General features: G+C 32.8%; 24 protein-coding genes. 15 read left to right on the top strand and 9 right to left on the bottom strand.

What is annotated here, in order from left to right:
• Positions 1–19: 19 nt before the first annotated feature.
• The gene (locus J8M14_RS19110; RefSeq protein WP_211076429.1) at positions 20–1,762 is read left to right on the top strand and encodes a TonB-dependent receptor; all 1,743 of its coding nucleotides are present in this window, start codon (positions 20–22) and stop codon (positions 1,760–1,762) included.
• Between the two features lie 124 nt (positions 1,763–1,886).
• On the top strand, positions 1,887–2,699 hold the full coding sequence (locus J8M14_RS23335; RefSeq protein WP_211076428.1) for a M23 family metallopeptidase: 813 nt from the start codon (positions 1,887–1,889) through the stop codon (positions 2,697–2,699).
• 19 nt (positions 2,700–2,718) lie between these two features.
• Here the strand turns inward: J8M14_RS23335 and J8M14_RS19100 are convergent, their stop codons facing one another.
• From J8M14_RS19100 to J8M14_RS19085, 4 genes are all read right to left on the bottom strand, one after another.
• Entirely contained in the window at positions 2,719–3,042 is a 324-nt protein-coding gene (locus tag J8M14_RS19100) for a hypothetical protein (RefSeq protein WP_211076427.1), read from the bottom strand.
• A 38-nt stretch (positions 3,043–3,080) separates the two neighbouring features.
• Positions 3,081–3,593, bottom strand: a complete 513-nt coding sequence (locus tag J8M14_RS19095; RefSeq protein ID WP_211076426.1) for a GNAT family N-acetyltransferase — start codon at positions 3,591–3,593, stop codon at positions 3,081–3,083.
• Positions 3,594–3,677: 84 nt separating this feature from the next.
• Entirely contained in the window at positions 3,678–4,136 is a 459-nt protein-coding gene (locus tag J8M14_RS19090; protein ID WP_211076425.1) for an SRPBCC domain-containing protein, read from the bottom strand.
• The gene (locus J8M14_RS19085) at positions 4,129–4,458 is read right to left on the bottom strand and encodes a metalloregulator ArsR/SmtB family transcription factor (RefSeq protein ID WP_211076424.1); all 330 of its coding nucleotides are present in this window, start codon (positions 4,456–4,458) and stop codon (positions 4,129–4,131) included. The genes J8M14_RS19090 and J8M14_RS19085 overlap by 8 nt, the downstream gene beginning before the upstream one ends.
• A 272-nt stretch (positions 4,459–4,730) precedes the next feature.
• Between J8M14_RS19085 and J8M14_RS19080 the strand changes: the two genes are divergently transcribed.
• A complete protein-coding gene (locus tag J8M14_RS19080; protein ID WP_211076423.1) occupies positions 4,731–6,356 on the top strand; it encodes an amidohydrolase in 1,626 nt (541 codons plus the stop codon).
• Between the two features lie 105 nt (positions 6,357–6,461).
• Here the strand turns inward: J8M14_RS19080 and J8M14_RS19075 are convergent, their stop codons facing one another.
• On the bottom strand, positions 6,462–7,235 hold the full coding sequence (locus tag J8M14_RS19075) for a hypothetical protein (RefSeq protein WP_211076422.1): 774 nt from the start codon (positions 7,233–7,235) through the stop codon (positions 6,462–6,464).
• 121 nt (positions 7,236–7,356) lie between these two features.
• Positions 7,357–8,064, bottom strand: coding sequence for a class I SAM-dependent methyltransferase (locus tag J8M14_RS19070; protein WP_211076421.1), 708 nt, complete (start codon positions 8,062–8,064; stop codon positions 7,357–7,359).
• Between the two features lie 76 nt (positions 8,065–8,140).
• On the opposite strand from J8M14_RS19070, the gene J8M14_RS19065 reads away from it, so the two are divergent.
• The gene (locus J8M14_RS19065; protein WP_211076420.1) at positions 8,141–8,659 is read left to right on the top strand and encodes a YkgJ family cysteine cluster protein; all 519 of its coding nucleotides are present in this window, start codon (positions 8,141–8,143) and stop codon (positions 8,657–8,659) included.
• A 16-nt stretch (positions 8,660–8,675) separates the two neighbouring features.
• Here J8M14_RS19065 and J8M14_RS19060 read toward each other — a convergent pair whose 3' ends face one another.
• The gene (locus tag J8M14_RS19060) at positions 8,676–9,335 is read right to left on the bottom strand and encodes a hypothetical protein (protein WP_211076419.1); all 660 of its coding nucleotides are present in this window, start codon (positions 9,333–9,335) and stop codon (positions 8,676–8,678) included.
• A 69-nt stretch (positions 9,336–9,404) separates the two neighbouring features.
• Entirely contained in the window at positions 9,405–10,709 is a 1,305-nt protein-coding gene (locus J8M14_RS19055; protein WP_247672705.1) for a DUF1343 domain-containing protein, read from the bottom strand.
• Between the two features lie 27 nt (positions 10,710–10,736).
• On the opposite strand from J8M14_RS19055, the gene J8M14_RS19050 reads away from it, so the two are divergent.
• The 3 genes from J8M14_RS19050 (at position 10,737) to J8M14_RS19040 (ending at position 14,573) form a co-directional block, all read left to right on the top strand.
• A complete protein-coding gene (locus tag J8M14_RS19050) occupies positions 10,737–11,978 on the top strand; it encodes an FtsX-like permease family protein (RefSeq protein ID WP_211076417.1) in 1,242 nt (413 codons plus the stop codon).
• Positions 11,979–12,072: 94 nt separating this feature from the next.
• A complete protein-coding gene (locus J8M14_RS19045; protein WP_211076416.1) occupies positions 12,073–13,434 on the top strand; it encodes a pyridoxal-phosphate dependent enzyme in 1,362 nt (453 codons plus the stop codon).
• A gap of 158 nt (positions 13,435–13,592) precedes the next feature.
• On the top strand, positions 13,593–14,573 hold the full coding sequence (locus J8M14_RS19040; protein ID WP_211076415.1) for an AraC family transcriptional regulator: 981 nt from the start codon (positions 13,593–13,595) through the stop codon (positions 14,571–14,573).
• A gap of 367 nt (positions 14,574–14,940) precedes the next feature.
• On the opposite strand, the gene J8M14_RS19035 is transcribed toward J8M14_RS19040, so the two are convergent.
• Entirely contained in the window at positions 14,941–15,795 is an 855-nt protein-coding gene (locus J8M14_RS19035; RefSeq protein WP_211076414.1) for a peroxiredoxin family protein, read from the bottom strand.
• A gap of 79 nt (positions 15,796–15,874) precedes the next feature.
• On the opposite strand from J8M14_RS19035, the gene J8M14_RS19030 reads away from it, so the two are divergent.
• From J8M14_RS19030 to rpsU, 8 genes are all read left to right on the top strand, one after another.
• Positions 15,875–17,167, top strand: a complete 1,293-nt coding sequence (locus tag J8M14_RS19030; protein WP_211076413.1) for a DUF2851 family protein — start codon at positions 15,875–15,877, stop codon at positions 17,165–17,167.
• An 8-nt stretch (positions 17,168–17,175) separates the two neighbouring features.
• Positions 17,176–17,406, top strand: a complete 231-nt coding sequence (locus J8M14_RS19025; RefSeq protein ID WP_211076504.1) for a PspC domain-containing protein — start codon at positions 17,176–17,178, stop codon at positions 17,404–17,406.
• On the top strand, positions 17,403–18,419 hold the full coding sequence (locus tag J8M14_RS19020; protein ID WP_282100269.1) for a potassium channel protein: 1,017 nt from the start codon (positions 17,403–17,405) through the stop codon (positions 18,417–18,419). The genes J8M14_RS19025 and J8M14_RS19020 overlap by 4 nt, the downstream gene beginning before the upstream one ends.
• A gap of 100 nt (positions 18,420–18,519) precedes the next feature.
• Entirely contained in the window at positions 18,520–20,127 is a 1,608-nt protein-coding gene (locus J8M14_RS19015; protein WP_211076412.1) for an alanine/glycine:cation symporter family protein, read from the top strand.
• Between the two features lie 39 nt (positions 20,128–20,166).
• Positions 20,167–21,012, top strand: coding sequence for a helix-hairpin-helix domain-containing protein (locus J8M14_RS19010; RefSeq protein ID WP_211076411.1), 846 nt, complete (start codon positions 20,167–20,169; stop codon positions 21,010–21,012).
• 124 nt (positions 21,013–21,136) lie between these two features.
• Positions 21,137–22,309, top strand: a complete 1,173-nt coding sequence (locus J8M14_RS19005) for an acyl-CoA dehydrogenase family protein (protein WP_211076410.1) — start codon at positions 21,137–21,139, stop codon at positions 22,307–22,309.
• Positions 22,310–22,795: 486 nt separating this feature from the next.
• Positions 22,796–24,175, top strand: a complete 1,380-nt coding sequence (locus J8M14_RS19000) for an alpha-amylase (protein WP_211076409.1) — start codon at positions 22,796–22,798, stop codon at positions 24,173–24,175.
• Positions 24,176–24,417: 242 nt separating this feature from the next.
• Positions 24,418–24,612, top strand: a complete 195-nt coding sequence (rpsU, locus tag J8M14_RS18995; RefSeq protein ID WP_109299973.1) for a 30S ribosomal protein S21 — start codon at positions 24,418–24,420, stop codon at positions 24,610–24,612.
• Positions 24,613–24,714 lie beyond the last annotated feature (102 nt).

Genomic DNA, 24,714 nt, shown 5'->3' with positions numbered 1-24,714 from the left:
ATTAAACGATTTGTATCTTATGCATAGATATTTTCAGAAAGAAATACTTTTTTTACTTCTTATAATAATCAGCAATATAGTTGTTGCACAAGAAAAGGAAAAAGAAACCATAGAAACCGAACGAGTAGTAATTGTCAAAGCATATACACCGGAGATTAGTGATGCTTTTAAAATTAAATCTACTCCAATTTTAGACGATTCTATTACCCAAAAGAAAAAGGAAATACGATATAGTATTTTTTCGGTTCCGGTAGCTTCGACTTTTTCGCCGGCAAAGGGTAGAGCAGCAAATATCGATCGTCCTAAAAAGATTCCTATTTATGATAATTATGCGACTCTAGGTTTTGGTAATTTCACTTCAGTTTTAGCGGAGTTTTACAGTAATTTTCAACTGAATCGCTCTGATAACTTAGGATTATATTTTCATCATAATTCATCCCAAGGAGGTATTGATGGTGTACAATTGGATGATAAATTCTATAATACTTTTTTAGATCTTAATTATACCTCACGAACTAGAGACTATACGTATGGTATTGAGGTAGGAGTAGAACATCAATTATATAATTGGTATGGATTGCCGGATATTCCTGTATTAACTCCAGAACAAATCGATGCTATTGATCCAACTCAGAATTATTTTGGAGCTAAAATAGGAGGGAAACTTCAATTTGATGATCTGTACTTCAAAAAAGCAGAATTAAAGTATAGATATTTTGGCGATGCACTAAGTTCTGTAGAACATCATGTAGTAGCAAAACCAACTTTTGAGTTCGAAATAGGAGATGAATTAATTACTACTAATTTTATAGTAGATTATCTTGGAGGAAGTTTTGAGCGTGACATTAACCCAGTACTTCAGATTCCTAATGATTTTAGTATACTTAATATGGGGGTAAATCCAAGTTTGATAGTGTTAAGAGATAACCTTACTTTAAATCTAGGAGCAGCTGTGTTTTATAGTGTCAATAGTAAGATTGATGATAATGATTTGTTTATATATCCAAAAGTGACCGCTTCGTATAGGTTGTTAGATGAAGCAGTTATTGCTTATGGTGGATTAGAAGGAGAGTTGAAACAAAATACCTATAGGAATGCTGCTCACGCCAATCCTTATGTATCACCAACGATAGGGCTTACTCCTACCCACAATCAATATGATGCATATGTAGGGTTAAAAGGAAAGATCTCTGATGTGGTGAGTTATAATTTTAGAGGAAGCTACACATCAGAAAGTGATAAGCCAATGTTTGTGAATAATAGAATTCCAACAACGCAATCAGAAGGCTTTGATTTTGGGAACTCATTTACATACAGATATGATGATGTAGAAACAGTGATTGGTTATGGAGAACTAAATTTTAATATTGCTAAAAAGTTTAAATTAGGAGCATCCATAGAGTATTTTGATTATACTTTGGATAACGAAGAACAAGCCTGGAATTTACCAGAGGTAAAAGGTTCTGTTCTATTGGATTATCAGATTACTGATCAATGGTTCGCTGGTGCACAACTATTTTATGTGGGTGAAAGAAAAGATATTGATAATACGGTTCCCTTTGCGCCACTAACTCCCGAACCTGTGATTACTTTAGATAGTTATTTTGATGCTAACGTTAACCTTGGATATCGATTTAATGAACAACTTTCTGTTTTCTTAAAAGGAAACAACCTAGCCGGAGAAAATTATGAACGTTGGGTAAACTTTCCTGTACAGGGTATACAGGTGTTAGGAGGTATAACCTATAAGTTTAATTATTAGTTTTCTTTGAAATCCTTATCTTAGGTATAGTTTTTGATTTTATAAGAATAGCTTTGGATCTAAGTTCCAAGTTTCCTTATATACCGTTATTTCTATTGAGGTAAGAATCTAAATAAAATTGATAATGAGATACTTTACATTTTTATTATTCTTTATTTTTTGTAACACATTGGTTGCTCAGGATAATTTCGAATTGTATTACGAAGAAGCCGAAAATGGCTTTAGAATCTTAGCTGATAATAACGAGTTTTGCCCAGTGTCGGCAAAAATAGATTTTAGATTAGAAAATTTAAATTCTTCTAATGGTAATAATAAGGTATTTGTTATTCCTGCTAAGACTAAAAAATATTTGATCACAGATCTTAGTGTAGTCGATCGAAAAAAAGCTATGAAATTAGGGTTCAGTACATCCTATAATTACGGGAATCATAATTTAGATACTTATGATAAGAATTTTAAGTATTACTTGCCTTTTGGAAAAGGAAAATCCTATTGGTTATCACAAGGGTATAATGGTTCTACCTCACATCAAAATGAAAACGCCTTAGATTTTAAGATGGATATGGGGACTAAAATTTATGCAGCCAGAGATGGTATTGTAGTTGATATTGAAGAGAGTTTTAGTAAAAGCTGTACCAATCCGGAGTGTGCAAAGTCTAATAATTATATTGTTGTATATCATTCTGATGGAACCTTTGCAGAATATACTCATATTAGAAAAAATGGGGCTGAAGTTGAAGTTGGGGATAAGATAAAAATAGGTCAGTTTATCGGTTACAGCGGTAATGTAGGCTGGGCCACAGGTCCACATTTACATTTTATTGTGTTTTACCAAAGAATAAAAGATAGAGAAACCTTGAAAACTAAATTTTTAATAGACAATGGTAAAAAAGCCATTGAATTAGTGGAAAAGGAGAAATATCAGCGACAATATTGATGAAGAGCTAGAAAGCTTTTTACTTAGGTTCTAATGTCATTACATAGTCATAGCTCTCATCCAGGTATTTTGCTACATTATCTAGATCCTTGAGCATTTCATCCGGAATCAAAATATAACCTTTCATTGTTGCGCCATAGGATTTATAGAGCGTAGTATTCAGTTCTTTCATATACTTTTCCTGAATTTCTTTAGAGAATCTAATACCTATTTCACCTGCTTTATTAAATAAAGAGAACATATATCCATTAGCTGATGTATACGGCATTGTTTTGCCTTTTCTTTTAAATCTTGTGCACTTACTAACAAGTTCATCGTATACTTTTAGTTTTTCTTCCCACATTTTATATTGAGTTTTATTGGTTCAACTAGCTATTGTTTTCATTTTTGTTTCCAATCTTTACGTTTCAATTTATAAACCATACAATCACTATCTCCAAAACTTCTTTTCTCCACAAATCTAAATCCAAGTTTTTCATAAAATCGAATAGCATTAATATTGGATTCCAAGGGGTCTATTAAAATAGCAGTCACATCATTGTTTCTAAAACAACGTTCTATGGCTAAATTCATCATTATAGTACCGTATCTCTTTCCTAAATCGTCTTTTTCTCCGATCCAGATATCTATTGCACGAAGATTTTTTGGAATAGTACCCCAATAATGGGATTCTTCTTCTCTTGGATCGATAATCTGAACAAAACCAATAGGTCTTCCATTTAATTCAGCAATAAGTTGCTCTCTCCATTCCGGAAAGCGTTTTAGTTCATACTCCCAATTCCAGTCATCATCAGGATCAGAATCAATAACATGTTGCTGCGTATCCCAATATTGTAAAAGTGCTAAATCTTTAATATTTGCTATGCGAAAACTTATACTTTTATCCTGAAACATGATATTGGTATTCAGTTTTTTGTTAAGCTAAATTTACTGATTTTCTTAATACATGTGAAAGTTATAGATAATGGTGTTTTGGGTTTATTGCTTTTGAAGATATTCACCTAGTCTATCAAACGTGGACCCCCAGCCGTTGTAGAATCCCATCTGCTCTTGTTGTTTGCAGTATTCTTCTGTAGCGTGAACAACACTAAATGTAAAATTAGTTTGATCACCGTTTTCCTCCAAAAGAATATGCAGCGTAACACCTTCGGTCATAGGTTTAAAATCAGCGGAAGTAACTATTTTTTGGAGCTCAATAATTTCTGAATATATGCCTTCAGCAATAAATTCATTTCCATCGGGCATTTGCATAGCGTATTTCCAACTGCCACCTACTTCAAAATTATGTTCAATTACTTTAGTTTCCATTCCTTTTGGCCCCCACCAGTTAGCGATATGTTCTGGTTGAGTCCAAGCTTCCCAAACCAATTGGATTGGTGCATCAAATGTTTTTTGTAAGGTTAATGTGCGATTGTCAATTTCATTAATTTTACTCATCTTGTTTATTTTTTGATTTTAGTGTATTTAAATATTCCCCAAAAGAATCCAGTTTTTCTTCCCACAAGCTTCGATATTGTTCTATCCATAAAAAAGCGGGGATAAGGTTTTTAGGTTGTATGATGCAATAACGCTCTCTACCTTGTTGATTAATATGTATAATTCCACATTCCTTTAGGATTTTTATATGCTTGGAGACTGCAGGCCGGCTAATGTCAAATTTTTCAGCAACTTCATTCACGGTTAACTTTTGGTTTGCTAACAAGGTTATAATATCTCTTCTCACAGGATCGGCAATTGCTTGAAAAACATCTCTTCTCATAAAATAAGTAACTGATCGGTTACAAATATACTAGTAACCATTTGGTTACACAAATTATTTTGGTAATAAATGTTTGGGGGATCATACTTTTTGTTTTCGTAAAAAGCATAGAAGGGGTGTTATTTTAATATATAAGTATTGTTTTTTGAGGCAACTGCATACATTTCATCATAAAAATATTGTATATCGTATTTAAGAAAATCTTAACCTCTATAAAATATTGATATACCTATTTTTAGGCTTTGTAAACATAAATCAAACTCAACTATATTATGCAGAAGCTCTCTTTTTTACTTATTAGTACCATTCTTTTTATTTCATGCCAAAAACCTAAAGAACAAGCTGATTTATTGGTTTTTAATGCTAAAGTCTATACCGTAGACGATACAAAACCGAGTGCAGAGGCTTTTGTAATAAAAGAAAATAAGTTTGTAGCGGTTGGTAATTTAGAAGAAGTTAGTAAAAAATATACGTTTTCAGATTCGCTAGATGCAGAAGGAAAAACAATTGTTCCCGGATTGATTGATGCACATTGTCATTTTTATCGTTTAGGATTGCAACAACAAAAGGTAAATCTGGTAGGAACCAAAAGTTATGATGAGGTATTGGAGCGTATTGTAGCTTTTCAGAAAGAAAAGAATGTATCTTTTATTACTGGTCGTGGTTGGGATCAGAATGATTGGGACGTGAAAGAATTTCCAACTAAAGAAAAACTAGATAGCTTATTTCCAGATACACCTTTAGCTGTTACCAGAGTAGATGGTCATGCATTACTTGTTAATCAAAAGGCGTTAGATCTTGCTAAAATTACTGTTGATACAAAGGTTTCTGGTGGCGAAATCATTAAAAAAGGTGGTAAGCTTACTGGTGTTTTAGTGGATAATCCAATGAGTTTGATCAATGCAATCGTTCCCAAACCTACGATAAATGAACAAATACAAGGGCTAAAAGATGCCGAGAGGATAAATTTTAGTTATGGATTAACTACGGTGGATGATGCAGGGTTGAGCCCACAAGTAATAGCATTGGTAGATAGTTTACAAAAAAAAGAAGAGCTAAAGATCAGGATGTATGCAATGGTGAGCAATGTACCGGAATATGTTGATTATTATTTAGAAAAAGGTGTTCACAAAACTGAAATACTAAATGTATCTTCTTTTAAGGTATATGCTGATGGGGCTTTGGGATCTAGAGGAGCTGCGTTAAAAGCACCATATTCAGATAAAGAGAATCACCACGGAGCTATGGTAATTGGTAATAAGGATTTTAAAGATTTAGCAAAAAGATTAGCTGGGTCTCCTTTTCAGATGAATACACATGCTATAGGAGATTCTGCAAATGCTGTAGTAATGAATACATATTATGAAGTATTAAAAAATAAATCAGATAGAAGATGGCGTGTAGAACATGCACAAGTAGTTGCTTCTGAAGAATTTGAGATTTTAGATGATAACCTGGTAATGAGTGTACAGCCAACCCATGCAACTAGTGATATGTACTGGGCGGATGAGCGATTAGGGGAAAAGCGTATTAAGGGTGCTTATGCATATAAAAAATTATTAAATAAAACTGGTAAACTAGCTTTAGGAACGGATTATCCTGTAGAAAATGTAAGTCCTTTTTATACTTTTTATGCGGCTGTAGCCAGAAAGGATCTCAAACAATATCCTGAAGGAGGTTTTCAGAAAGAAGATGCCTTGACTCGTGAAGAAGCTTTAAAAGGAATGACGATCTGGGCGGCATATAGTAACTTTGAAGAACTCGAAAAAGGAAGTATCTCTATTGGTAAATATGCAGATTTTGTAATCCTTGAAGAAGATATCATGGAGGTTGAAGAAGATAAAATTCCTAATATAAAAGTGAAATCGACCTATCTTAACGGAGAAAAAGTGTATTAGTTTGGTAGGATGTATTAGGTAAGGAGTATACAGTTTTCCATGATCTCTTACTAATCAATTCAATAAATATTGAATGCTTCATTAATTATTTAATATTAAGTACTATTATCTTCCTCCATTAGCTTGCAGATCTGCAATACATAATGGATCTAGTTCGGGCACTCCTTTTCCTAGCATTTCCATCATACCGCTTCCAAACTCTATGGATGCTTCCATTAGGCATTTTTCTACATTGCAATGCCCTCTGGAACCAGGATCCTCGTGTGATGATTGTAATGTTGTGCCAATATTCACAAGGCCTAATAGATGAGCAAATTCGTGATTAAGTGCAGCGGTTTCAATGGTGGTTACCGTAGGTCCATTAGGTCTGTTTCCCAAACGACGTATAGTGTTTTCATAAATGACAATGGATGTATTTAGATATGCAGTTCCTAAAGTAACATTGGTCTCTGTATCATTTACGCTACTTCCGTCGGCAAAATAAATATAAACAGTGATATCATCACCAACATTAAATGCTGTTCTGGTATTGTTTTCGATTTGTGTAATCTCATCATTAGTAAAAGGATTGAGATTAGAAGAAGCTACTGATCTTTGGTTAATCGTGATACCATCTGGTTTAAAAAGACGTTGTTCTAAAAAACTTTTAAAGTTTTCTACAGCGTTATTTGTAGGTTCAAACCCCTGTACAGATACCATTTCTATAGTCAAGCTTTTAAAGTTTACAGAGCTTAATAAATCATTAGCAGAAGTGCCCAGAGGTTGTTTGTTATTTATTTGTAAAGGATTTACGATAACATCATTATCGTCATCATTAGAACAACTCGTTAAAAAGATAGAGCTGATCAACAATATGCCAAGCAATTTGGTGATTTGCATAGATGTATATTTTAAAAATCAGTTAGCTGTTACCTAATAAAGTGAATCTATTAAGAACTTGTTTCTATCATCAAAGATTGTACCAGTGTATTAAAAAAGGGAATTTCTACGGTTTTTCAGTTTACAAGGTAAGTTTTGCTAGATAATCATAGTTATCACCTTCATAAACCAATTCACTAATAAGGCCATTAGCGTTTGCAGCATTTTGCAGCGTATTATAATCTATATATAACCAATCAAACCAATCAGATTCTTGATTTTTATATTTTAACTTGTATTGCATTTCTCCGTAATACCCTGCAGAAGCATCTACCCAGAATCCTCCATCTTCATCAGTAAAGAGATAAGAAATATCTGAAGAATCAATTAAAATTTGACCACCAGGTTTTAGTAATGTTTTAGTATGAGATAAAAATCGATCGATTTGTTCTAGTTTACCTATGATACCACTACCATTCATAAGAAATAATAAAGTATCAAATTGCTGATCTTTTAATTTAAAAATATCTTCCTCAAAAGCATTTTGAACACCTCTTTTTTTACAAATATCTATAGCGCCTTTAGAAGTATCAATAGCTGTGACATCGAGTTTTTTTATTTTTTGAAGATAAACACTATGGCTACCTGCTCCACAGCCTACATCCAGAACTTTTCCGAAGGAAAGATTCAGGGCTTTTTGCTCTAGCAAAGGCATGTCATCATACTTTCTGAATAGATACGGGATAGGTATGACATCATCATCAAAATCGGGAGCCTGAACAATAATATCTTCCTTATAGTTTTGATTATAATAATCTTTTATAGCCTCTCCAAAGACGTCTTTATTCATACTTGACGGATATTTTTCTTTAAATTATTGCAGGTAAAGATTTTATAAATACCCATTATAGGTTAATTTTGCTGCTATGCAAGAATTCATAGATCAATTACCGAAACTGGCCAAAGATAAACAGAAAGAGAATAAAAAATACTTTGCCAAGCTTAAAAAGAAGCCACCCAAAGATTTGGATATAATTATGAAGAATTTGCATGTTAAAGAGTTTCAGAAAACTGATTGTCTGGAATGTGCAAATTGTTGCAAAACTACAGGTCCATTATTTACGGATATAGATGTTGACCGTATTGCAAAACATCTGAAAATGAAATCACATCAGTTTGAAGAACAATATCTTAGGAAAGATGAAGATGGAGATTTTGTGTTACAAGAGACTCCTTGTACTTTTCTTGCTCATGATAATTATTGTTTGATCTATGACGTAAGACCGAAAGCTTGCAGGGAATACCCGCATACGGATAGAAAGAAATTTCATCAGATTTCTAACTTAACTATGCAGAACATAGCTATTTGTCCGGCGGCTTATAATATCGTAGAAAAGATGAAAGCCTTAATTCCATTAGAGCATAAAAGTAATAGGAGGGCATAATTTTAGTTTTTTTAACTCAACTTTTTATTTCTATAAACTCCTCTGTTTCCTTAATTTCATTATCATTTGGAGGAGGGGTTGGAGAGGCCATAATATGTACTCCTGTTAAAGGGGCTACTACCATTTCTCCAGTTTCTTTTTCAACTTCGTAAATAGATTTTCCACCACCGGTTTCATAAGATCCAGCCATAGATTCTACCCAAAAACTATGTTCTCTCTCTTTAATAGTGATTTTAGAGCTCCAGTTATTTGTTTTGTCCAGGTGATCTAAACCAATCGCTCTTAAGACTAATGAAATATTTTCTGAGGCGTCATTATCTAAAATATATAAGTAAGCATCAGTAAAGAGGTCCGAGTTGCTTTTTGGGTGATAATGACCATCTTTTCCATGATTATTACTCTCTATATTTTCTTTGGTTATTTTACCTGAAGGAAACTCTACTTTTAGATTATAATAGAATTGAGAGTATAATGGGACATAGAATACATTTCTTTCGAAAGAAATAATAACTCTTTTATCACTTGCTAATACTCGAGTATAATCAAATTCAGATTTGTTTATAATATATTTTGTCGATTTATTCTGATTGAACTTATTCCAGGCGAGATTTACTAAGGAATCTTTACCAAGTGTTTTTAATCTTTCAACTTCTTTTTTGATATCTTGAGAATGCATGTAAAATGTAAATAGTGTCAAAAAAATAACTAAAAAGCCTTTGTTGTATTTCATTTTAATACTTAAAAACTATTGGTATAAAAGGTATTTACTTCTTGTAATTTTAAATTTTGCCAACCCTTCTGACCATGTTTTTTTAATTTCGGTAGAATTGTATCCTTCTTCAATTTGTTTTTGAAGCTTTTCGGTTCCGGCATGTAATGTGAAGGATTTGGTATTAAAAAACTTTGTTTTGTCTTTCATATTATGATAAGCTTCAATTATCCATTCTAGACGTATTCGACTTTGTAAAGGAGTATCTCTTAAATCTCTGCCATAACACGGTTCTCCTTGATGTTTAGGGTATTTTGCTCCAAAATTAGGTTGAGGTATGTATGAATAATCGAACTTTTCTTTAGTTAAATCCGGTGAACCAAAAATCTGAAACTGCATTTCAGTTCCACGTCCGGCATTAATTGTTGTTCCTTCAAAAAAACCAAGGCTTGGGTATAAATTTATTGATTTGTCATTAGGTAAATTTGGTGATGGTCGTATCGGAAGACTATAAGGTCTATCGTGAGTATAGTTTTTGACAGGGATCACTGTGATTTTACATGTGAGATTATCACCCAGCCAGCCTTCACCATTAATCATTTGTGCATATTCTCCAATGGTTATTCCGTGAACTAATGGTATTGGATGCATCCCTAGAAAACTAGAATGTTCCTTTTCCAGAGTTGGACCGTCAATATAATTCCCGTTTGGATTAGGACGATCCAGAATGATCATTGGGATATCATTTTCGGTGCAAGCCTGCATCACATAGTGCAATGTAGAAATATAAGTATAGAACCGAACTCCTACATCCTGAATATCAAAAACTACAATTTCGATATCTGATAAGGATTCATTAGATGGTTTTTTATTTTTACCATATAAAGAAATAATAGGTAGTCCTGTTTTAATGTCTTTTCCATCTGCAACAAGTTCACCAGCATCGGCTTTTCCTCTAAAACCGTGTTCTGGAGCAAAAACTTTTTGAATAGTAATGTTTTTGGATAAAAGGGAGTCAACAAGGTGAGTATATGCTGGAAATTGATGCGAGAAACTTTTGCCTATACTTTTTGGAATTATAGGGTCAAGATCAGGATACTTAAAAATTACAGAGGTCTGATTACTTACCACACCTACTTTTTTGCCTTCTAGAAGAGGTATATATGCATCTGTTTGATTTGCACCAACAATAATAGGTTGAATAATTTTTGTAGTATCTCGTACAACATTTTGTTGTAAAGAAGGTTTTTGTTTTGATGAGACATCCTGAGACAAAATCTTTGTACTACTTCCACAAGAAATAAGAAGTGTACAAAAGAATAAAAATGTATTTTTGAGCATAATTCTAATTAATACCATATAACACCTTTGAATTTCGAATATTTTATTGCTAAACACCTTATCAAAGGTAAGGAACACAAAAGTAGCATATCATCTCCAATCATAAAAATTGCCATTGCTGCTATAGCTATTGGTATGATTATGATGTTGATAACAGTCGCTACGGGTGTAGGTTTACAACGTAAAATTAGAGAAAAAGTTGCCGCATTTAACGGTCATGTGATAATTTCTAGTTTTGATAATAACAATAGTCTAGAATCTTGGTCACCTATTAGTACCACTCAAGATTTTTATCCTGAATTTAAAGATGTAGAAGGGGTAACCCATATTCAAGGTGTTGCAAGTAAAGTAGGTGTGATCAGAACAGAATCTGATTTTGAAGGAGTATTAATGAAAGGTGTTGGAGCAGATTATGATTGGAATTACATAGAAGAATATTTGGTTGAAGGAAGATTACCTGATTTTTCTAATGAATTAAATCAAGAAGTTTTATTGTCAGAACATATCGCTAACCGATTAGGTATAGGAATTGGCGATAAAGCAGTGACTTACTTTATGAAAAGAAGTTCTACAGTAAATTCTCGCCCAAATATTAGAGCTCTTAAAATTGTAGGGATTTATAATTCTGGTTTTTTGGAATTTGATGAAAAAATTCTTTTTGCAGATATTAGACATATCCAAAGGATGAATAAATGGAAAGAGGGTGAAGTTGGTAATTTTGAAGTTTTTATTGATGATTTTGACGAAATAGATAAAAAAGGTCAGGAGATTTTTGAAAATATTCCATCAACCTTAGATGCACAGACTATAGCTTTAAAATATGGTACGGTATTCGAGTGGTTGAAGCTTTTTGATCTTAATATTATAGGGATTATAGCTATTATTATTTTAGTAGCAGGAATTAATATGATTACCGCATTACTGGTTTTGATATTAGAAAGAGTTCCTATGATCGGTATTCTAAAAGCTTTGGGCTCGTCTGACCTGAGTATTCGAAAAATGTTTTTATACAATGCTGGATATTTAATTCTGATAGGCTTGTTCTGGGGTAACCTGATAGGTATTGGTTTGCTTTTTATTCAGGAGCATTACGGAGTTATCGGATTGAACCCTTCTACATATTATGTTAGTACTGCTCCGGTATATATTGATATTGGTTATATAGTATTACTTAATGTTGGAACATTATTACTTTGTTTGACAATGTTGTTAGTGCCTTCTTATGTGATTTCAAAAATAGCTCCGGTCAAAGCAATTCGTTTTCAGTAGATTGTTATTCTTTCTCAAAAATTGCCAATCGATAAACTACATCGTATCTTTGCAATTCTATAATTTCCTGTAAAGGAGTACTAAATTTAAAAGATTGGAATACGCAAAAAATATATTAGAAACTATTGGTAATACTCCTTTGGTGCAGCTAAATACCTTGGTAGAAGATGTAGATGCATTGGTATTGGCTAAATATGAAACTTTTAATCCGGGAAACTCGGTAAAAGATCGTATGGCACTAAAAATGATTGAGGATGCAGAAGCGGATGGGCGATTAAAACCAGGAGGTACTATTATAGAAGGAACCTCTGGTAATACTGGTATGGGATTAGCCCTTGTAGCTATTGTAAAAGGGTATAAGTTGATCTGTGTAATGGCGGATAAGCAATCTAAAGAGAAAATGGATATTCTTCGTGCTGTGGGAGCCAAAGTTATGGTTTGCCCCACCAATGTAGAACCAGATGATCCTAGATCATATTATTCAGTTTCAAAAAGATTAGCAGAAGAAACTCCTAATTCCTGGTATGTAAATCAATATGATAATCCTTCTAATGCTGTTGCGCATTATGAAAGTACAGGACCCGAAATCTGGAAACAGACAGAAGGTAAAATAACTCACTTTATCGTTGGAGTGGGTACTGGTGGAACAATTTCTGGTGTTGGGAAATACTTAAAAGAAAAGAACCCTAATATTAAGGTCTGGGGAATAGATACCTATGGTTCAGTATTTAAGAAATATCATGAAACGGGTATTTTTGATGAAAACGAGATCTATTCTTATATCACAGAAGGCATTGGAGAAGATATTTTACCTAAAAATGTAGATTTTTCGGTGATTGACGGCTTTACAAAAGTAACTGATAAAGATGCTGCGATATATACTCAAAGGCTAGCAAAAGAAGAAGGAATGTTCTTAGGGAATAGTGCAGGTGCAGCAATAAAGGGATTACTTCAGCTTAAAGAGAATTTTACTAAAGATGATGTTGTGGTCATTTTGTTCCACGATCATGGGAGTCGATATGTGGGTAAAATGTTTAATGATGACTGGATGCGTGAAAGAGGTTTTCTGGAAGAGGAAGTTTCTACAGCAGTTGATTTAATAAAGAGTCACTCAGAGAAACCTTTGGTTACTGTTAAAACAGAAGAATTAGTATCACATGCTATTGAGCGTATGCGCAAATTCCAGATTTCTCAAATACCGGTTGTAGATAGTGATGGTTTTGTAGGTTCAGTGGATGAAAGCGCCCTTTTTACTGCTTTTCTGGATGATAAGAATATGGATAGCACTCCAATTAAAGAAGTAATGAAAGATCCATTCCCAATTGTGAATTCTACAACTTCACTTGATGAAATATCTAAGTTGATCAAAAATGGTAATCCCGCTGTTTTGGTAGCTTTAGAAAATGGTAAACATCATATCATTACCAAATATGACGTAATAAGTCATATAAAATAATTTTTTTATCTTTATAAAGTAGATATCCCCTCTATCGGTTTTTTTCAACTGATAAAGGGGTTGTTTTTATACCCCAAACTATTTTTTAGGATTTATACGCAACTTTTGTAGTAAATGGCAATCTTTAGTAGAGAGGGTTTTTCTAAAATTAGAGGATTATGCGTAGATATTCATTTGATTTTGCTGATATAGATGAGCTTAGAAGTTATTATAGATCGCAATTAGATCCAGAAGGAACCACCGATCGTATTATTTTTCCACCAGAAATAGGAGAAGGATATCTTTCATATTATAAAATCTCACCTGAAGTTTTTTTATTGATCAATAATTACAGGGCTAATACAGATATTGAGTACATAAGAAAACCTATTGCAGAAAAAGATATTATTTTACACTTTAGGAAATATGCGTTAGATCATCAGATTGAGAAAGATGAGATTGTAAGTACATACTCTGATAGTTATACGCCTGGAAATATGCGATGCATGGATGCCAGAAATGGTGAGCGTGTATATATTACAAAAGGTGCAGAAGTCAGATCTACTATGATTGTCCTTAAGAGTGCCTATACTAAACCTTATTTTCTAAAAAGAGGGGATATGGCTGAGCGGGTAGATAGCTATATCCGATATTCCCATCAACATATTAATAAGTTTTATTTGTCTTACAGGCAGTCTCAGCTTTTTGATCAAATTGTTACGCCTGATTTTAATAAAATTGAAAATTACTTATATTTTGTAGCTAGAGGAATTAGGCTTTTAGAAACCTTTTGGAAAGATGTTTTGAAATGGGATACAGAAAATAACCCTTTTAATATTAATAGTGCTCAAGTAGGAAATATATATGAAGTTAGTAATTATCTCGAAAATCATTTACAAGAACCTTTTGTTGGAGTTGATCAATTAGCAACTATGGCACTTATGAGTCGTACAAATTTCTTTAATATGTTTAAGGAGATTCATAATCAAACTCCATTAGAATTCTTCAATAACAAAAAACTAGAAAGTTCATATAATATGATTTTTTCTGAAGGGCTGTCTATAAAAGAAGTGATGGTTAATCTTAACTATTCAAATTCTTCAAAATTTAAAAAAGCCTTTTACGATAGATTTGATGTGTACCCTGATGTAAGCGTATAGGCTTTAATTTTCCTAATCAACTTTATAAGTACGAATAGTTAAAAAATAAAGATGGTCGCCAAAAAGGCAACCATCAATAACCTAACACAAACTCAACTAAGCTTAGGGTTTTGTAATCTTTATGTCGTGTGAATATTATTTTCCCGTAATATTATAGAACAAAGTAACTAAATGAAATTGTTGTAATAATTTCCATTAATACATAAAATTTTACCAATAGTACATTTTTATCCATAATTAACTTGGCTTTAAGAATAATTGGCCATTATCGTACTGTTTGATATAGGTTAGTTCGGGTTTTTACGCGTTTGAAGAAGTTTACCTATCTCATTTTAAGGGGGGAAGGATATAATTATGTTTTTTTTGTCTAAGAGGTTTGATGATCCAGTATTCTAATAAAAGTTTCGGGTTCCGGTCTTACTCTGTAATTATTGGTTTGATCTGCAAAAATTATTTTACCTTTTTTATTTGTTATAATTACGGTTGGCATAACGGTATCGTTATCATAACCTAGCGCCTGAAAGCCCATAGGTAAACCATTTTTAGCATAGATATTTAACTGTTTAGCAGCTTTCCCTTCTTTATCTACCAGAAAATTGAAATTTAGGTCGAATTTTTTAGCTAGAGATTTTGTATGCTCGTGAGGTTGAGGACTGATAAGTATTATGTTAGTATTTCTTTTTTCGAGTTCTTTGTATTGCGAAGCAATTTCTTTAATCTGTGCCATACAAAGCGGACACCAATTCCCTCTAAAAAATAGAAATATAGAAGGGTTGCCAATAAATTTAGAAAGATTTACTTTGTTTTTTTCAGCATCCTGTAATGTTAGTTCTGGTAATTGATTGCCAACTTTTATAATCGTATTGGTTTCTCTTTTATCAAATGTAGAATACCACCTTAAATAGAGTATCCACCCTATAAATAAACCAATTGTGGGTAATGATCCGTTTAGATCTTTTTCAATAAAACCCCCAAAAATGAGACTAATTAGTAAACCAATAGCTATAAGTACAGTCTGTATTCTAAGATTAGCATCGGTCCTAGCAACAGATTTTATAAAAATTAGAAGGAAAAAAAATGTGATGGTAGAAGCTGCTATCATTCTTCCGATGTATCTATATGATATTTCGTGATTAATTAGATGTATAAAACTATCAATTGCGAAGTAAAGCGCAATTAATGGAAATACTGAGATGAAAACAGATTTCAGAATATTATTCATTAGTTAAGGTTTCTTATTTAGTCAATGATAGTTTGTTAGGCTTACAAGGTTATCATAAATTTTAGTATTTTCATCGGCTATGAATGAAGATTTTGTCCAATATTTATGGAAATATAAGAAGTTTGAACTATCGAACTTAAAAACCACAGCTCAAGAACAGATTGTTCTCCAGCAAGTTGGGGTACATAATATTGATAATTCAGGACCAGATTTTTTTAACTCCCAAATGGTTATTAATAACCAAAAATGGGCAGGAAATGTGGAAGTACATATAAAATCTAGTGATTGGTATGTTCATAATCACGAAAATGATCCTGCTTATGATAATGTAATCCTACATGTTGTTTGGGAGGATGATATGGATATCTTTAGAAAAGACAATTCAGTAATACCAACATTACAGCTAAAAGATTATGTGGCTACGGACTTACTGTCTAAGTATCAAAAACTTTTTAGAGATGGTAATAATAAGTGGATTAGCTGTGATAAAGAATTACCTGAAGTTTCTGGTTTTGTGATTTCCAGTTGGCAAGAGCGGTTATATCTGGAAAGACTGGAGCAGAAATCAATGTTAATTTCAGGGTTACTAAAAAAATCTGCCAATAATTGGGAGGCAGTTTTATTTAGACTTTTAGCCAAAAATTTTGGACTAAAAGTAAATGGGGAAGCTTTTTTAAGCTTAGCAGATTCTATAGATTTTTCAATCGTAAGAAAATGTAATAACGATTTAAATCAACTTGAAGCACTTTTTTTTGGGCAAGCGGGGTTTTTGGAAAATACTTCAGAAGATAACTATGTAAGAGAACTTAGACAGCAGTATGGATTTTTACAAAACAAGTTTCAGTTAAAAACAGAAGGAGTTTTACCTTTTAAGTTCTTTAGATTAAGACCTCCAAATTTTCCAACAATTAGATTGGCTCAATTAGCAATGTTATATTTCAAGAATCAACAACTTTTTAGTAAAATTATAGAGATTAATACTATTCAGGGCTTCTATGAGGTTTTTAAGATACAGACAAGTGATTTTTGGCAAAACCATTATACGTTCGAGAAAGAATCTAAACCAAGAAAAAAACACATAACTAAGTCTTTTGTAGATCTAATTTTGATAAATACAATCATACCAATCAAGTTTTTGTACGCTAAAAGCATTGGAAAAGATGTAGAGGATGAGGTTTTGGATCTAATTTCTCAATTGCCTTATGAAAAAAATAATATAGTAACTGGATTTAAAAACATGAATGTTAGCATAGAGAATGCGTTACATTCGCAAGCGATGATTCAACTTAAAAATAATTATTGTGATCAGAAAGCATGTCTGAAATGTGCTATTGGTAATAATTTATTGAATCAGGATTACATTTTAGGATAATATAATTAATTTGCAGGATGCTTTATAATCTAAGACATTTTTTAGAACGAAACGGATTTTATGTTTCTAGTAGATTGGCAGATAGGTTAGGGATGCGAGCAAAAAATGTTCGTTTGTTCTTTATTTATTTAACCTTTGCTACAGCAGGATTGGGTTTTGTGATTTATCTTAATATGGCATTCTGGCTGAAATTAAAAGACTTGGTATATACTAAACGAACTTCTGTATTCGATTTATGATGACAATTTACAATTGGGGAAGACCAAGGATATATATAGCTGTAGTTTTACTGATCGTAGTAATCAGTATTGGAGTACTTGGCTTTCGATTTTTTTCTGATTATTCGTGGGTCGATGCCTTATATATGACGGTAATTACTATGACTACGGTTGGGTTTGAAGAAGTGCAACCATTAGATGATAATGGTAAACTGTTTACTGTATTCCTGATTTCAACAAGTGTAGTAATATTTGCATATTCAGTATCCGTAATTACAGAATATATAGTGAGTAAAAATGACCCTAAAAGAGTACAATTTAGAAAAATGCAAAAAATGATAAATAAGCTTGATAATCATATTATCATTGTTGGGTATGGGCGTAATGGAAAGCAGGCTGCTGCTAAACTAATGGCTTATGATAAGCCTTTTATTATTGTTGAAAATGATAATGAGGTTATTGAGAGATACCAAAGCGATGATATTTTATTTCTTAAAGGAAATGCTACAGAGGATGATGTGTTAATTGAAGCTGGTTTAAAAAATGCCAGTTGTTTGATTTGTACACTTCCTGAAGATGCAGATAATTTGTTTATCGTTTTAACAGCGAGACAAATCAATAAAAAACTAAAGATCATAAGTAGAGCTTCGCAAGATGCATCATATAAAAAGATTCGCTTAGCAGGAGCAGATAATGTGATTATGCCGGATAGAATAGGAGGAGACCATATGGCTTCTTTGGTGGTAGTCCCTGATTTGATTGAGTTTTTGGATAACTTATCTATTGTAGGTAAAAAGTCTATAAATATTGAAGAGGTTTCTTTTGAAGATATGTTTGATGATCAAAATGAAAGAACTATTCGTACTATAGATATGAGATCAAAAACCGGATGTACTATTATAGGCTATAAATCTCCTGATGGAGAATACATTGTTAATCCTGAAGCAGACACACTTTTGAAACCTGGGTCAAAGGTAGTTGTACTTGGTCGACCAGAACAAGTTAATCGTTTAAATAGAGAGTTTGACATTTAACGATTACAAAACATTTAACCTAATAAAAATTGTATGCATCCATTTTTTTTAGCATCTTGCTGCCTTTCTTAATAACTAAATTCAATTAACTCACAGAATTATGAAGAGATATCTTCTTTCATTTTTAGCACTCACAATTCCATTTTTAACATTTGCACAAGAGACTACAGAAAAAGGTCTCGACCAAAAAATAGATGAAGGTTTTAAGCCTATTTCAGATTTTTTCTCAAATGTAATTTTCTTTGAAGTTTTTAGTGGTGCTCCATTTGTTATTATATTATTAGTAATGAGTGCCTTGTTTTTTACTATATATTTTGGATTTCCTAATATTAGATATTTTGCTAGAGCAATCAATGTAGTAAGAGGAAAATATGACGATGTCGAGGGGCATGGAATCGAAGGAAAGCCAGAAGTAAATGTAGTAGATGGAGATATTAGAGATACTATAAGAGATGAGAGTAAAGAAGGAGAAGTAAGTCACTTTCAGGCATTAGCGACTGCAGTTTCAGGTACCGTGGGTAATGGTAATATTGCAGGTGTAGCATTAGCAATTGCATTGGGTGGACCGGGAGCAACTTTTTGGATGATTATCTGTGGATTATTAGGTATGTCAACCAAGTTTGTAGAGTGTACTTTAGGTGTACAGTATAGAGATGTTGGTGAAGATGGCACAGTATACGGTGGACCAATGTATTACCTGAGTAAAGGGCTTAAAGAAAAAGGTTTCGTATGGTTAGGTAAAATTACTGCAGTTTTGTTTGCTATTTTCTGTATCGGAGGATCTTTTGGTGGAGGAAATGCAGCACAATCCAATCAGGCTACAATAGTATTAAAAGAATTGATGGGTTTAGAAAGTGCTGGAGCAGGTACGATTATAGGTGTGATACTGGCAATTCTAGTAGGTATTATAATTATAGGAGGAATTAAGCGTATTGCATCCGTAACGGAAAAAGTGGTTCCGTTAATGGCAGTAATGTATATTCTTGCTTGTTTATATATAATTTTTAGTAACTTCTCTTTTGTAGATGATGCACTAGCTATGATTGTTACTGAAGCGTTTAAGCCTAAAGCTATTGGGGTAGGAGGGTTAATTGGAGTATTATTGGTTGGTTTCAAAAGAGCTGCGTTTTCTAATGAAGCAGGTGCAGGTTCTGCATCAATAGCTCACTCAGCGGTAAAAACCAAATATTCTGCATCAGAAGGTTTAGTAGCTTTATTAGAGCCTTTTATTGATACCGTAGTGATTTGTACAATGACTGCGTTAGTAATCATTATATTTAACTCTGGAGGAGCTTTCCAATACGGAGGAGATGGTAGTGGAGCTGTTTTAATTGATGGTGTTTCATATGAAGGTGCAGGAATCACATCGATAGCTTTTGCTAAATATATTCCTTATTCTAATGTTTTCTTAACTATTGCGGTAGTACTTTTTGCTGTTTCTACAATGATTTCCTGGTCTTACTATGGTTTGCAATCTTGGAAATTTTTATTTGGAAGAGGTAAGACTGCAGATTTAGTATATAAACTATTATTCTTGACATTTGTAGTTATAGGTGCTGCAGCTAGTATGAGCTCTATTTGGGCATTCTCAGATGCAATGATTTTTGCAATGGTATTCCCTAATATGGTAGGATTATTCTTCTTATTCCCTGTAGTTAAAAAGCAATTAGCAAGATATTTTGATGCTATAAAAGCTTCAAAGAATTAGAATATTATTTTAATGAGCAATATAAAATCCCATTTCGAGATGCATTCACGTTTTCGAAATGGGATTCTTCTTTTATCTATATTGCTATTTGTATTAGTCTTGTGCTACACTTTCTTCCCATATTATACTAATAAACAAAATAATTTTAAAGAATTAACTGCGTTTCAGAAGCAGGTTGATTCTCTTAAGGAAATTGAGCAAAAGGAAAGGGTTCAATATAAACAACGACCTTTTAATCCTAACTTTATTTCTGACTATAGAGGATATAGCTTGGGTTTGACTCCAGAACAGTTGGATAAGATATACCAATACCGTAAACAGGGCAAATGGATAAATTCTACTGCAGATTTCAAAAATGTTACTGGAGTTTCAGATTCTTTGTTAGCCATAATTTCACCTATGTTTAAATTTCCGGAATGGCTGAATAACAATAATAAACCAAGGGAATATAAATCGAATAAGTTTCCTATTAAATCATTTAAGCAGAAGGGTAATCTTAATGTGGTAACTGTACAAGAATTGCAAGAAGATTTAGGTATACCTGATTTTATTGCAGATAAGATTATTAAGCATAGAAATAAATTTAAAGGGTATGTTGATGACATTCAGCTTAAAGATGTTTCGGGATTGTATGAGTATCACTATAACAAGATTTTATCATCATATACGGTAAAAACACCTTCAAAAATTAATAGGATAAATCTAAATAATGCAAGTGTAAAAGAATTAATGGAGATCCCTTATTTTGATTTTGAAACTGCTTTAGAGGTCAAAGATTTTGTAGAAGCTAATAATGGAATATCTAATTTTGAGGAATTAGGAAAAATTGAAGGGTTTTCTTTAGAAAAAATTGATAGATTAGCATTATATTTGACATTAAAATAAAAATCGGAAAAAATAACCTTGTTTTTTGATGATTCTGAAATTTGACTACTGATTTGTTTAGAATCTTTCAGAATTTCTTAAAATATGGTAACACACGAAGCTTCAAAAAAATTAAAATTGTCACATGAATAACATGTATTTTACAGAAGAGCACGAACTTTTTAGACAGAGTCTTAAAGACTTTTTGCAAAAGGAAGTTACCCCTCATATTGATAAATGGGAAGAATCTGGAACAATAGATCGTTTTATTTGGGAGAAATTTGGAGAGATGGGCTATTTTGGTATTGCCTACCCCGAAGAGTATGGAGGAATGGGATTAGACTTGTTCTATACTATTATCTTTTTAGAAGAACTACAGAAGATCAATTCAGGAGGTTTTGCAGCTGCAATGTGGGCGCATGTATACTTGGCGATGACTCATGTAAATAAAGAAGGAGACCACCGAATTAAAGAAGAATATTTAACTCCAAGTATTTCTGGTGAAAAAATTGGGTGCTTAGCTATTACAGAACCATTTGGGGGGTCTGATGTAGCAGGAATGAGAACCACTGCGGTAAAAGATGGAGAACATTATATTATTAATGGATCCAAAACCTTTATTACCAATGGTGTATATAGTGACTATTTAGTCATTGCTGCCAAAACCAATCCTGAATTAGGCAATAAAGGAATCAGTATTTTTATTGTGGATCGAGAATCTCCTGGTATTTCTGCTACTAAATTGGATAAATTAGGTTGGAGAGCTTCTGATACTGGAGAAATAGCTTTCGATAATGTAAAGATTCCTATTAATAATTTGATGGGTGAAGAGAATAAAGGTTTCTCTTATATTATGCAGCATTTTGCTTTGGAACGATTGATAATGGGGGTTAATGCACATGCTAGAGCTGAACATGCATTAGAATATGCTATTAAATATATGTCAGAACGTGAGGCATTTGGTAAAACAATTGATAAGTTTCAGGCATTAAGACATAATGTAGCTGATATGGCTAGTGAAGTAGAAATGTGTAAAGAGTTTAACTATTCTATTGCTAAGAGACTTAATGATGGGCAATATGTGGTAAAAGAAGCTAGTATGTCTAAACTGCTTTCTACCAAGATGGCTGATAAAGTAATATATGATTGTCTTCAACTTCTGGGTGGCTATGGATATATGGAAGAATATCCGTTAGCAAGATTGTTTAGAGATAGTAGATTAGGGCCAATCGGAGGTGGTACTTCTGAAATCTTAAGAGAGATTATCGCCAAAATAGTGATTGATAAAAAAGAATACAAACCAGCAGTGAAACAGTAGGTAGGATTGATGTTTTGGCGAAAATTGTTTTTTCAATTCGCCAAAATAGTGATTGATAAAAAAGAATACAAACCAGCAGTGAAACAGTAGGTGGAATTGATGTTTTGGCGAAAATTGTTTTTTCAATTCGCCAAAATAGTGATTGACAAAAAAGAGTACAAACCAGCAGTGAAACAGTAGGTAGGATTGATGTTTTGGCGAAAATTGTTTTTTCAATTCGCCAAAATAGTGATTGACAAAAAAGAGTACAAATCAGCTCCTAGGTTTTTTTAGAATAAAATATAATAAGATTATGAAAGCGTCATAAACAATTGGTTTTTGACGCTTTTTTTATGGGTAAACCGTAATATGTTGTTTTTTACAAGTTTTAAACGTTAATTTTTAGGGTTTTATTAACACGAAAACGTTTTCGTTTAACTTCAATCGTTTTCGTAAAGTTCTAAATTCATAATTTGAGAATAAATTAACACAAAACACTAAATTATTATGAAATTAAGTAATCTTTTTTATGGGTTTGCTACTACAACGTTGTTTTTCGTTTCATGTAGTAAAGATGAAGTATACGAGACTGTAGATTCTGAATCTATTGATCTCGTAGAAGAAGTTTCTTCTAAAGCTCTAAAGCCAATCGGTTCTGGAGTAATGATGCAAGCATTCTATTGGGATGTTCCTGCGGGAGGTACCTGGTGGAATGTTGTAAAGAGTAAAGTTGGTGAATGGAGTAATGCGGGAGTTGATGCAATTTGGTTGCCGCCAGTTAGTAAAGCCCAGAATGGACCTTTCTCCATGGGGTATGATCCTTTTGATTATTATGATTTTGGGGAGTTTAACCAAATGGGAAGTACAGAAACTAGATTTGGGTCTCGTTCAGAACTCACCAGTTTGATTACTGCTGCACATAATAATAGTCTTAGTGTAATTGCTGATATTGTAATTAATCATAACAGTGGAGGAGATTTAGAGTCTAACGAATTTGCAGGAAAGGATACTTATACAAAGTTTGAGCCAATGTCCGGTAAGTTTTTTAGAACTAAATATGATTTTCATCCAAACGAGGCATATTCGTCAGATAGTGGAATTTTTGGTGGGTTTCCAGACTTAAGTCATAGCAAGGTATATGTACAGGACTGGTTATGGGGGAGATCTAACTCTGTGGCTAAGTATTATAAAAACACAATGGGATTTGATGGATGGAGATTTGATTATGTAAAAGGATTTGAACCGTGGGTTGTTAGGGAATGGAAAAACAATGTAGGAGGATTTTCAGTTGGTGAATACTGGGATGGAAATGTAAATACATTGGATTGGTGGACAAATGAAGCACAAATGTCAGCATTCGATTTTGCTTGTTATTATAAAATGAGAGATGCATTTGTGGGTAATAATTTAAACGCCCTTAGTGGCGATATGCTGTGGAAAAGAAATGCTTCTAGAGCGGTAACTTTTGTTGCTAACCATGATACTGATGAGATTTATAATAATAAGATATTAGCATACGCATATATTCTTACACATGAAGGGTACCCTGCACTTTTCTACAGGGATTATGAAGATTGGTTAGATAAGAATAAATTAAATAATCTTATTTGGATTCATAATAACCTTGCGGGAGGTAGCACTTCTAATCTATGGACTGATAATGATGAATATATTGCCAGAAGAAATGGAGGAGGAGGAAAGAATGGATTGGTTGTATATATCAATAACTCTAATTCTTGGAAAGAAAGATGGGTTCAAACTAATTGGTCAAATAGACAAATAAAAGATTACACAGGTGCTTCTGGTTGGCAACCAACTACTCAAGGAGGTAGATGGGTTAAAATTCAAGCACCGCCAAAAGGGTATTCTGTTTGGTCTTTAAAATAAAATAGATTAAAATACTTTCTTGTTGCTAACAAACAAGATTCTTTACTTACTTATAAATTCTAAAACGACTTTTTGTTTGTCTATAAGCCCTAAGACAGATAAAAAGTCGTTTTTTCTACATAGTAATATCTAGTATTGTTGAGCAAAAACATAAATTAACTAACTTACTGTAAAAAAAGCTTTGTAGATAATACTTTTATAGTATCTTTGCATCCTAATTTTTAAAGAAAGGAGGTGCAACTATGTTAATTATACCAGTTAAAGACGGAGAGAATATAGATAGAGCGTTAAAACGTTTTAAGCGTAAATTCGATAGAACAGGAACGATGCGTCAGCTTCGTAAGCGTCAAGCATTTACAAAACCTTCTGTAGAGCGCAGAGCTCAGGTTCAGAAAGCTGCTTACATCCAGCACTTGAGAGACCAGGAAGAGATTTAAAAAGTTGAAGCGCAGTCTGTCCTTATAAAGGAAGCTTCGTTTTTCAGTATAAAATTTTAACCGTTGGGATTCCAAAAGTTTCATACTTTTGTTTTCTAACGG

This window comes from Aquimarina sp. MMG016 (assembly GCF_018100805.1).
In the GTDB taxonomy this organism is placed as follows: Bacteria; Bacteroidota; Bacteroidia; order Flavobacteriales; family Flavobacteriaceae; genus Aquimarina.
Note: the sequence above shows the minus strand (reverse complement) of the source record. Positions and strands in the feature narration are given on the sequence as shown.

Excerpts from the sequence above, each read along its gene's own strand:
- J8M14_RS19030 (WP_211076413.1), top strand. The coding sequence starts at position 15,875 with ATGAATGAAGATTTTGTCCAATATTTATGGAAATATAAGAAGTTTGAA.
- J8M14_RS23335 (WP_211076428.1), top strand. The coding sequence starts at position 1,887 with ATGAGATACTTTACATTTTTATTATTCTTTATTTTTTGTAACACATTG.
- J8M14_RS19020 (WP_282100269.1), top strand. The coding sequence starts at position 17,403 with ATGATGACAATTTACAATTGGGGAAGACCAAGGATATATATAGCTGTA.
- J8M14_RS19040 (WP_211076415.1), top strand. The coding sequence starts at position 13,593 with ATGCGTAGATATTCATTTGATTTTGCTGATATAGATGAGCTTAGAAGT.
- J8M14_RS19090 (WP_211076425.1), bottom strand. The coding sequence starts at position 4,136 with ATGAGTAAAATTAATGAAATTGACAATCGCACATTAACCTTACAAAAA.
- J8M14_RS19060 (WP_211076419.1), bottom strand. The coding sequence starts at position 9,335 with ATGCATTCTCAAGATATCAAAAAAGAAGTTGAAAGATTAAAAACACTT.
- J8M14_RS19070 (WP_211076421.1), bottom strand. The coding sequence starts at position 8,064 with ATGAATAAAGACGTCTTTGGAGAGGCTATAAAAGATTATTATAATCAA.
- J8M14_RS19080 (WP_211076423.1), top strand. The coding sequence starts at position 4,731 with ATGCAGAAGCTCTCTTTTTTACTTATTAGTACCATTCTTTTTATTTCA.
- J8M14_RS19100 (WP_211076427.1), bottom strand. The coding sequence starts at position 3,042 with ATGTGGGAAGAAAAACTAAAAGTATACGATGAACTTGTTAGTAAGTGC.
- J8M14_RS19055 (WP_247672705.1), bottom strand. The coding sequence starts at position 10,709 with ATGCTCAAAAATACATTTTTATTCTTTTGTACACTTCTTATTTCTTGT.
- J8M14_RS19075 (WP_211076422.1), bottom strand. The coding sequence starts at position 7,235 with ATGCAAATCACCAAATTGCTTGGCATATTGTTGATCAGCTCTATCTTT.
- J8M14_RS19015 (WP_211076412.1), top strand. The coding sequence starts at position 18,520 with ATGAAGAGATATCTTCTTTCATTTTTAGCACTCACAATTCCATTTTTA.
- J8M14_RS19095 (WP_211076426.1), bottom strand. The coding sequence starts at position 3,593 with ATGTTTCAGGATAAAAGTATAAGTTTTCGCATAGCAAATATTAAAGAT.
- J8M14_RS19000 (WP_211076409.1), top strand. The coding sequence starts at position 22,796 with ATGAAATTAAGTAATCTTTTTTATGGGTTTGCTACTACAACGTTGTTT.
- J8M14_RS19005 (WP_211076410.1), top strand. The coding sequence starts at position 21,137 with ATGAATAACATGTATTTTACAGAAGAGCACGAACTTTTTAGACAGAGT.
- J8M14_RS19035 (WP_211076414.1), bottom strand. The coding sequence starts at position 15,795 with ATGAATAATATTCTGAAATCTGTTTTCATCTCAGTATTTCCATTAATT.
- J8M14_RS19065 (WP_211076420.1), top strand. The coding sequence starts at position 8,141 with ATGCAAGAATTCATAGATCAATTACCGAAACTGGCCAAAGATAAACAG.
- J8M14_RS19010 (WP_211076411.1), top strand. The coding sequence starts at position 20,167 with ATGCATTCACGTTTTCGAAATGGGATTCTTCTTTTATCTATATTGCTA.
- J8M14_RS19085 (WP_211076424.1), bottom strand. The coding sequence starts at position 4,458 with ATGAGAAGAGATGTTTTTCAAGCAATTGCCGATCCTGTGAGAAGAGAT.
- rpsU (WP_109299973.1), top strand. The coding sequence starts at position 24,418 with ATGTTAATTATACCAGTTAAAGACGGAGAGAATATAGATAGAGCGTTA.
- J8M14_RS19110 (WP_211076429.1), top strand. The coding sequence starts at position 20 with ATGCATAGATATTTTCAGAAAGAAATACTTTTTTTACTTCTTATAATA.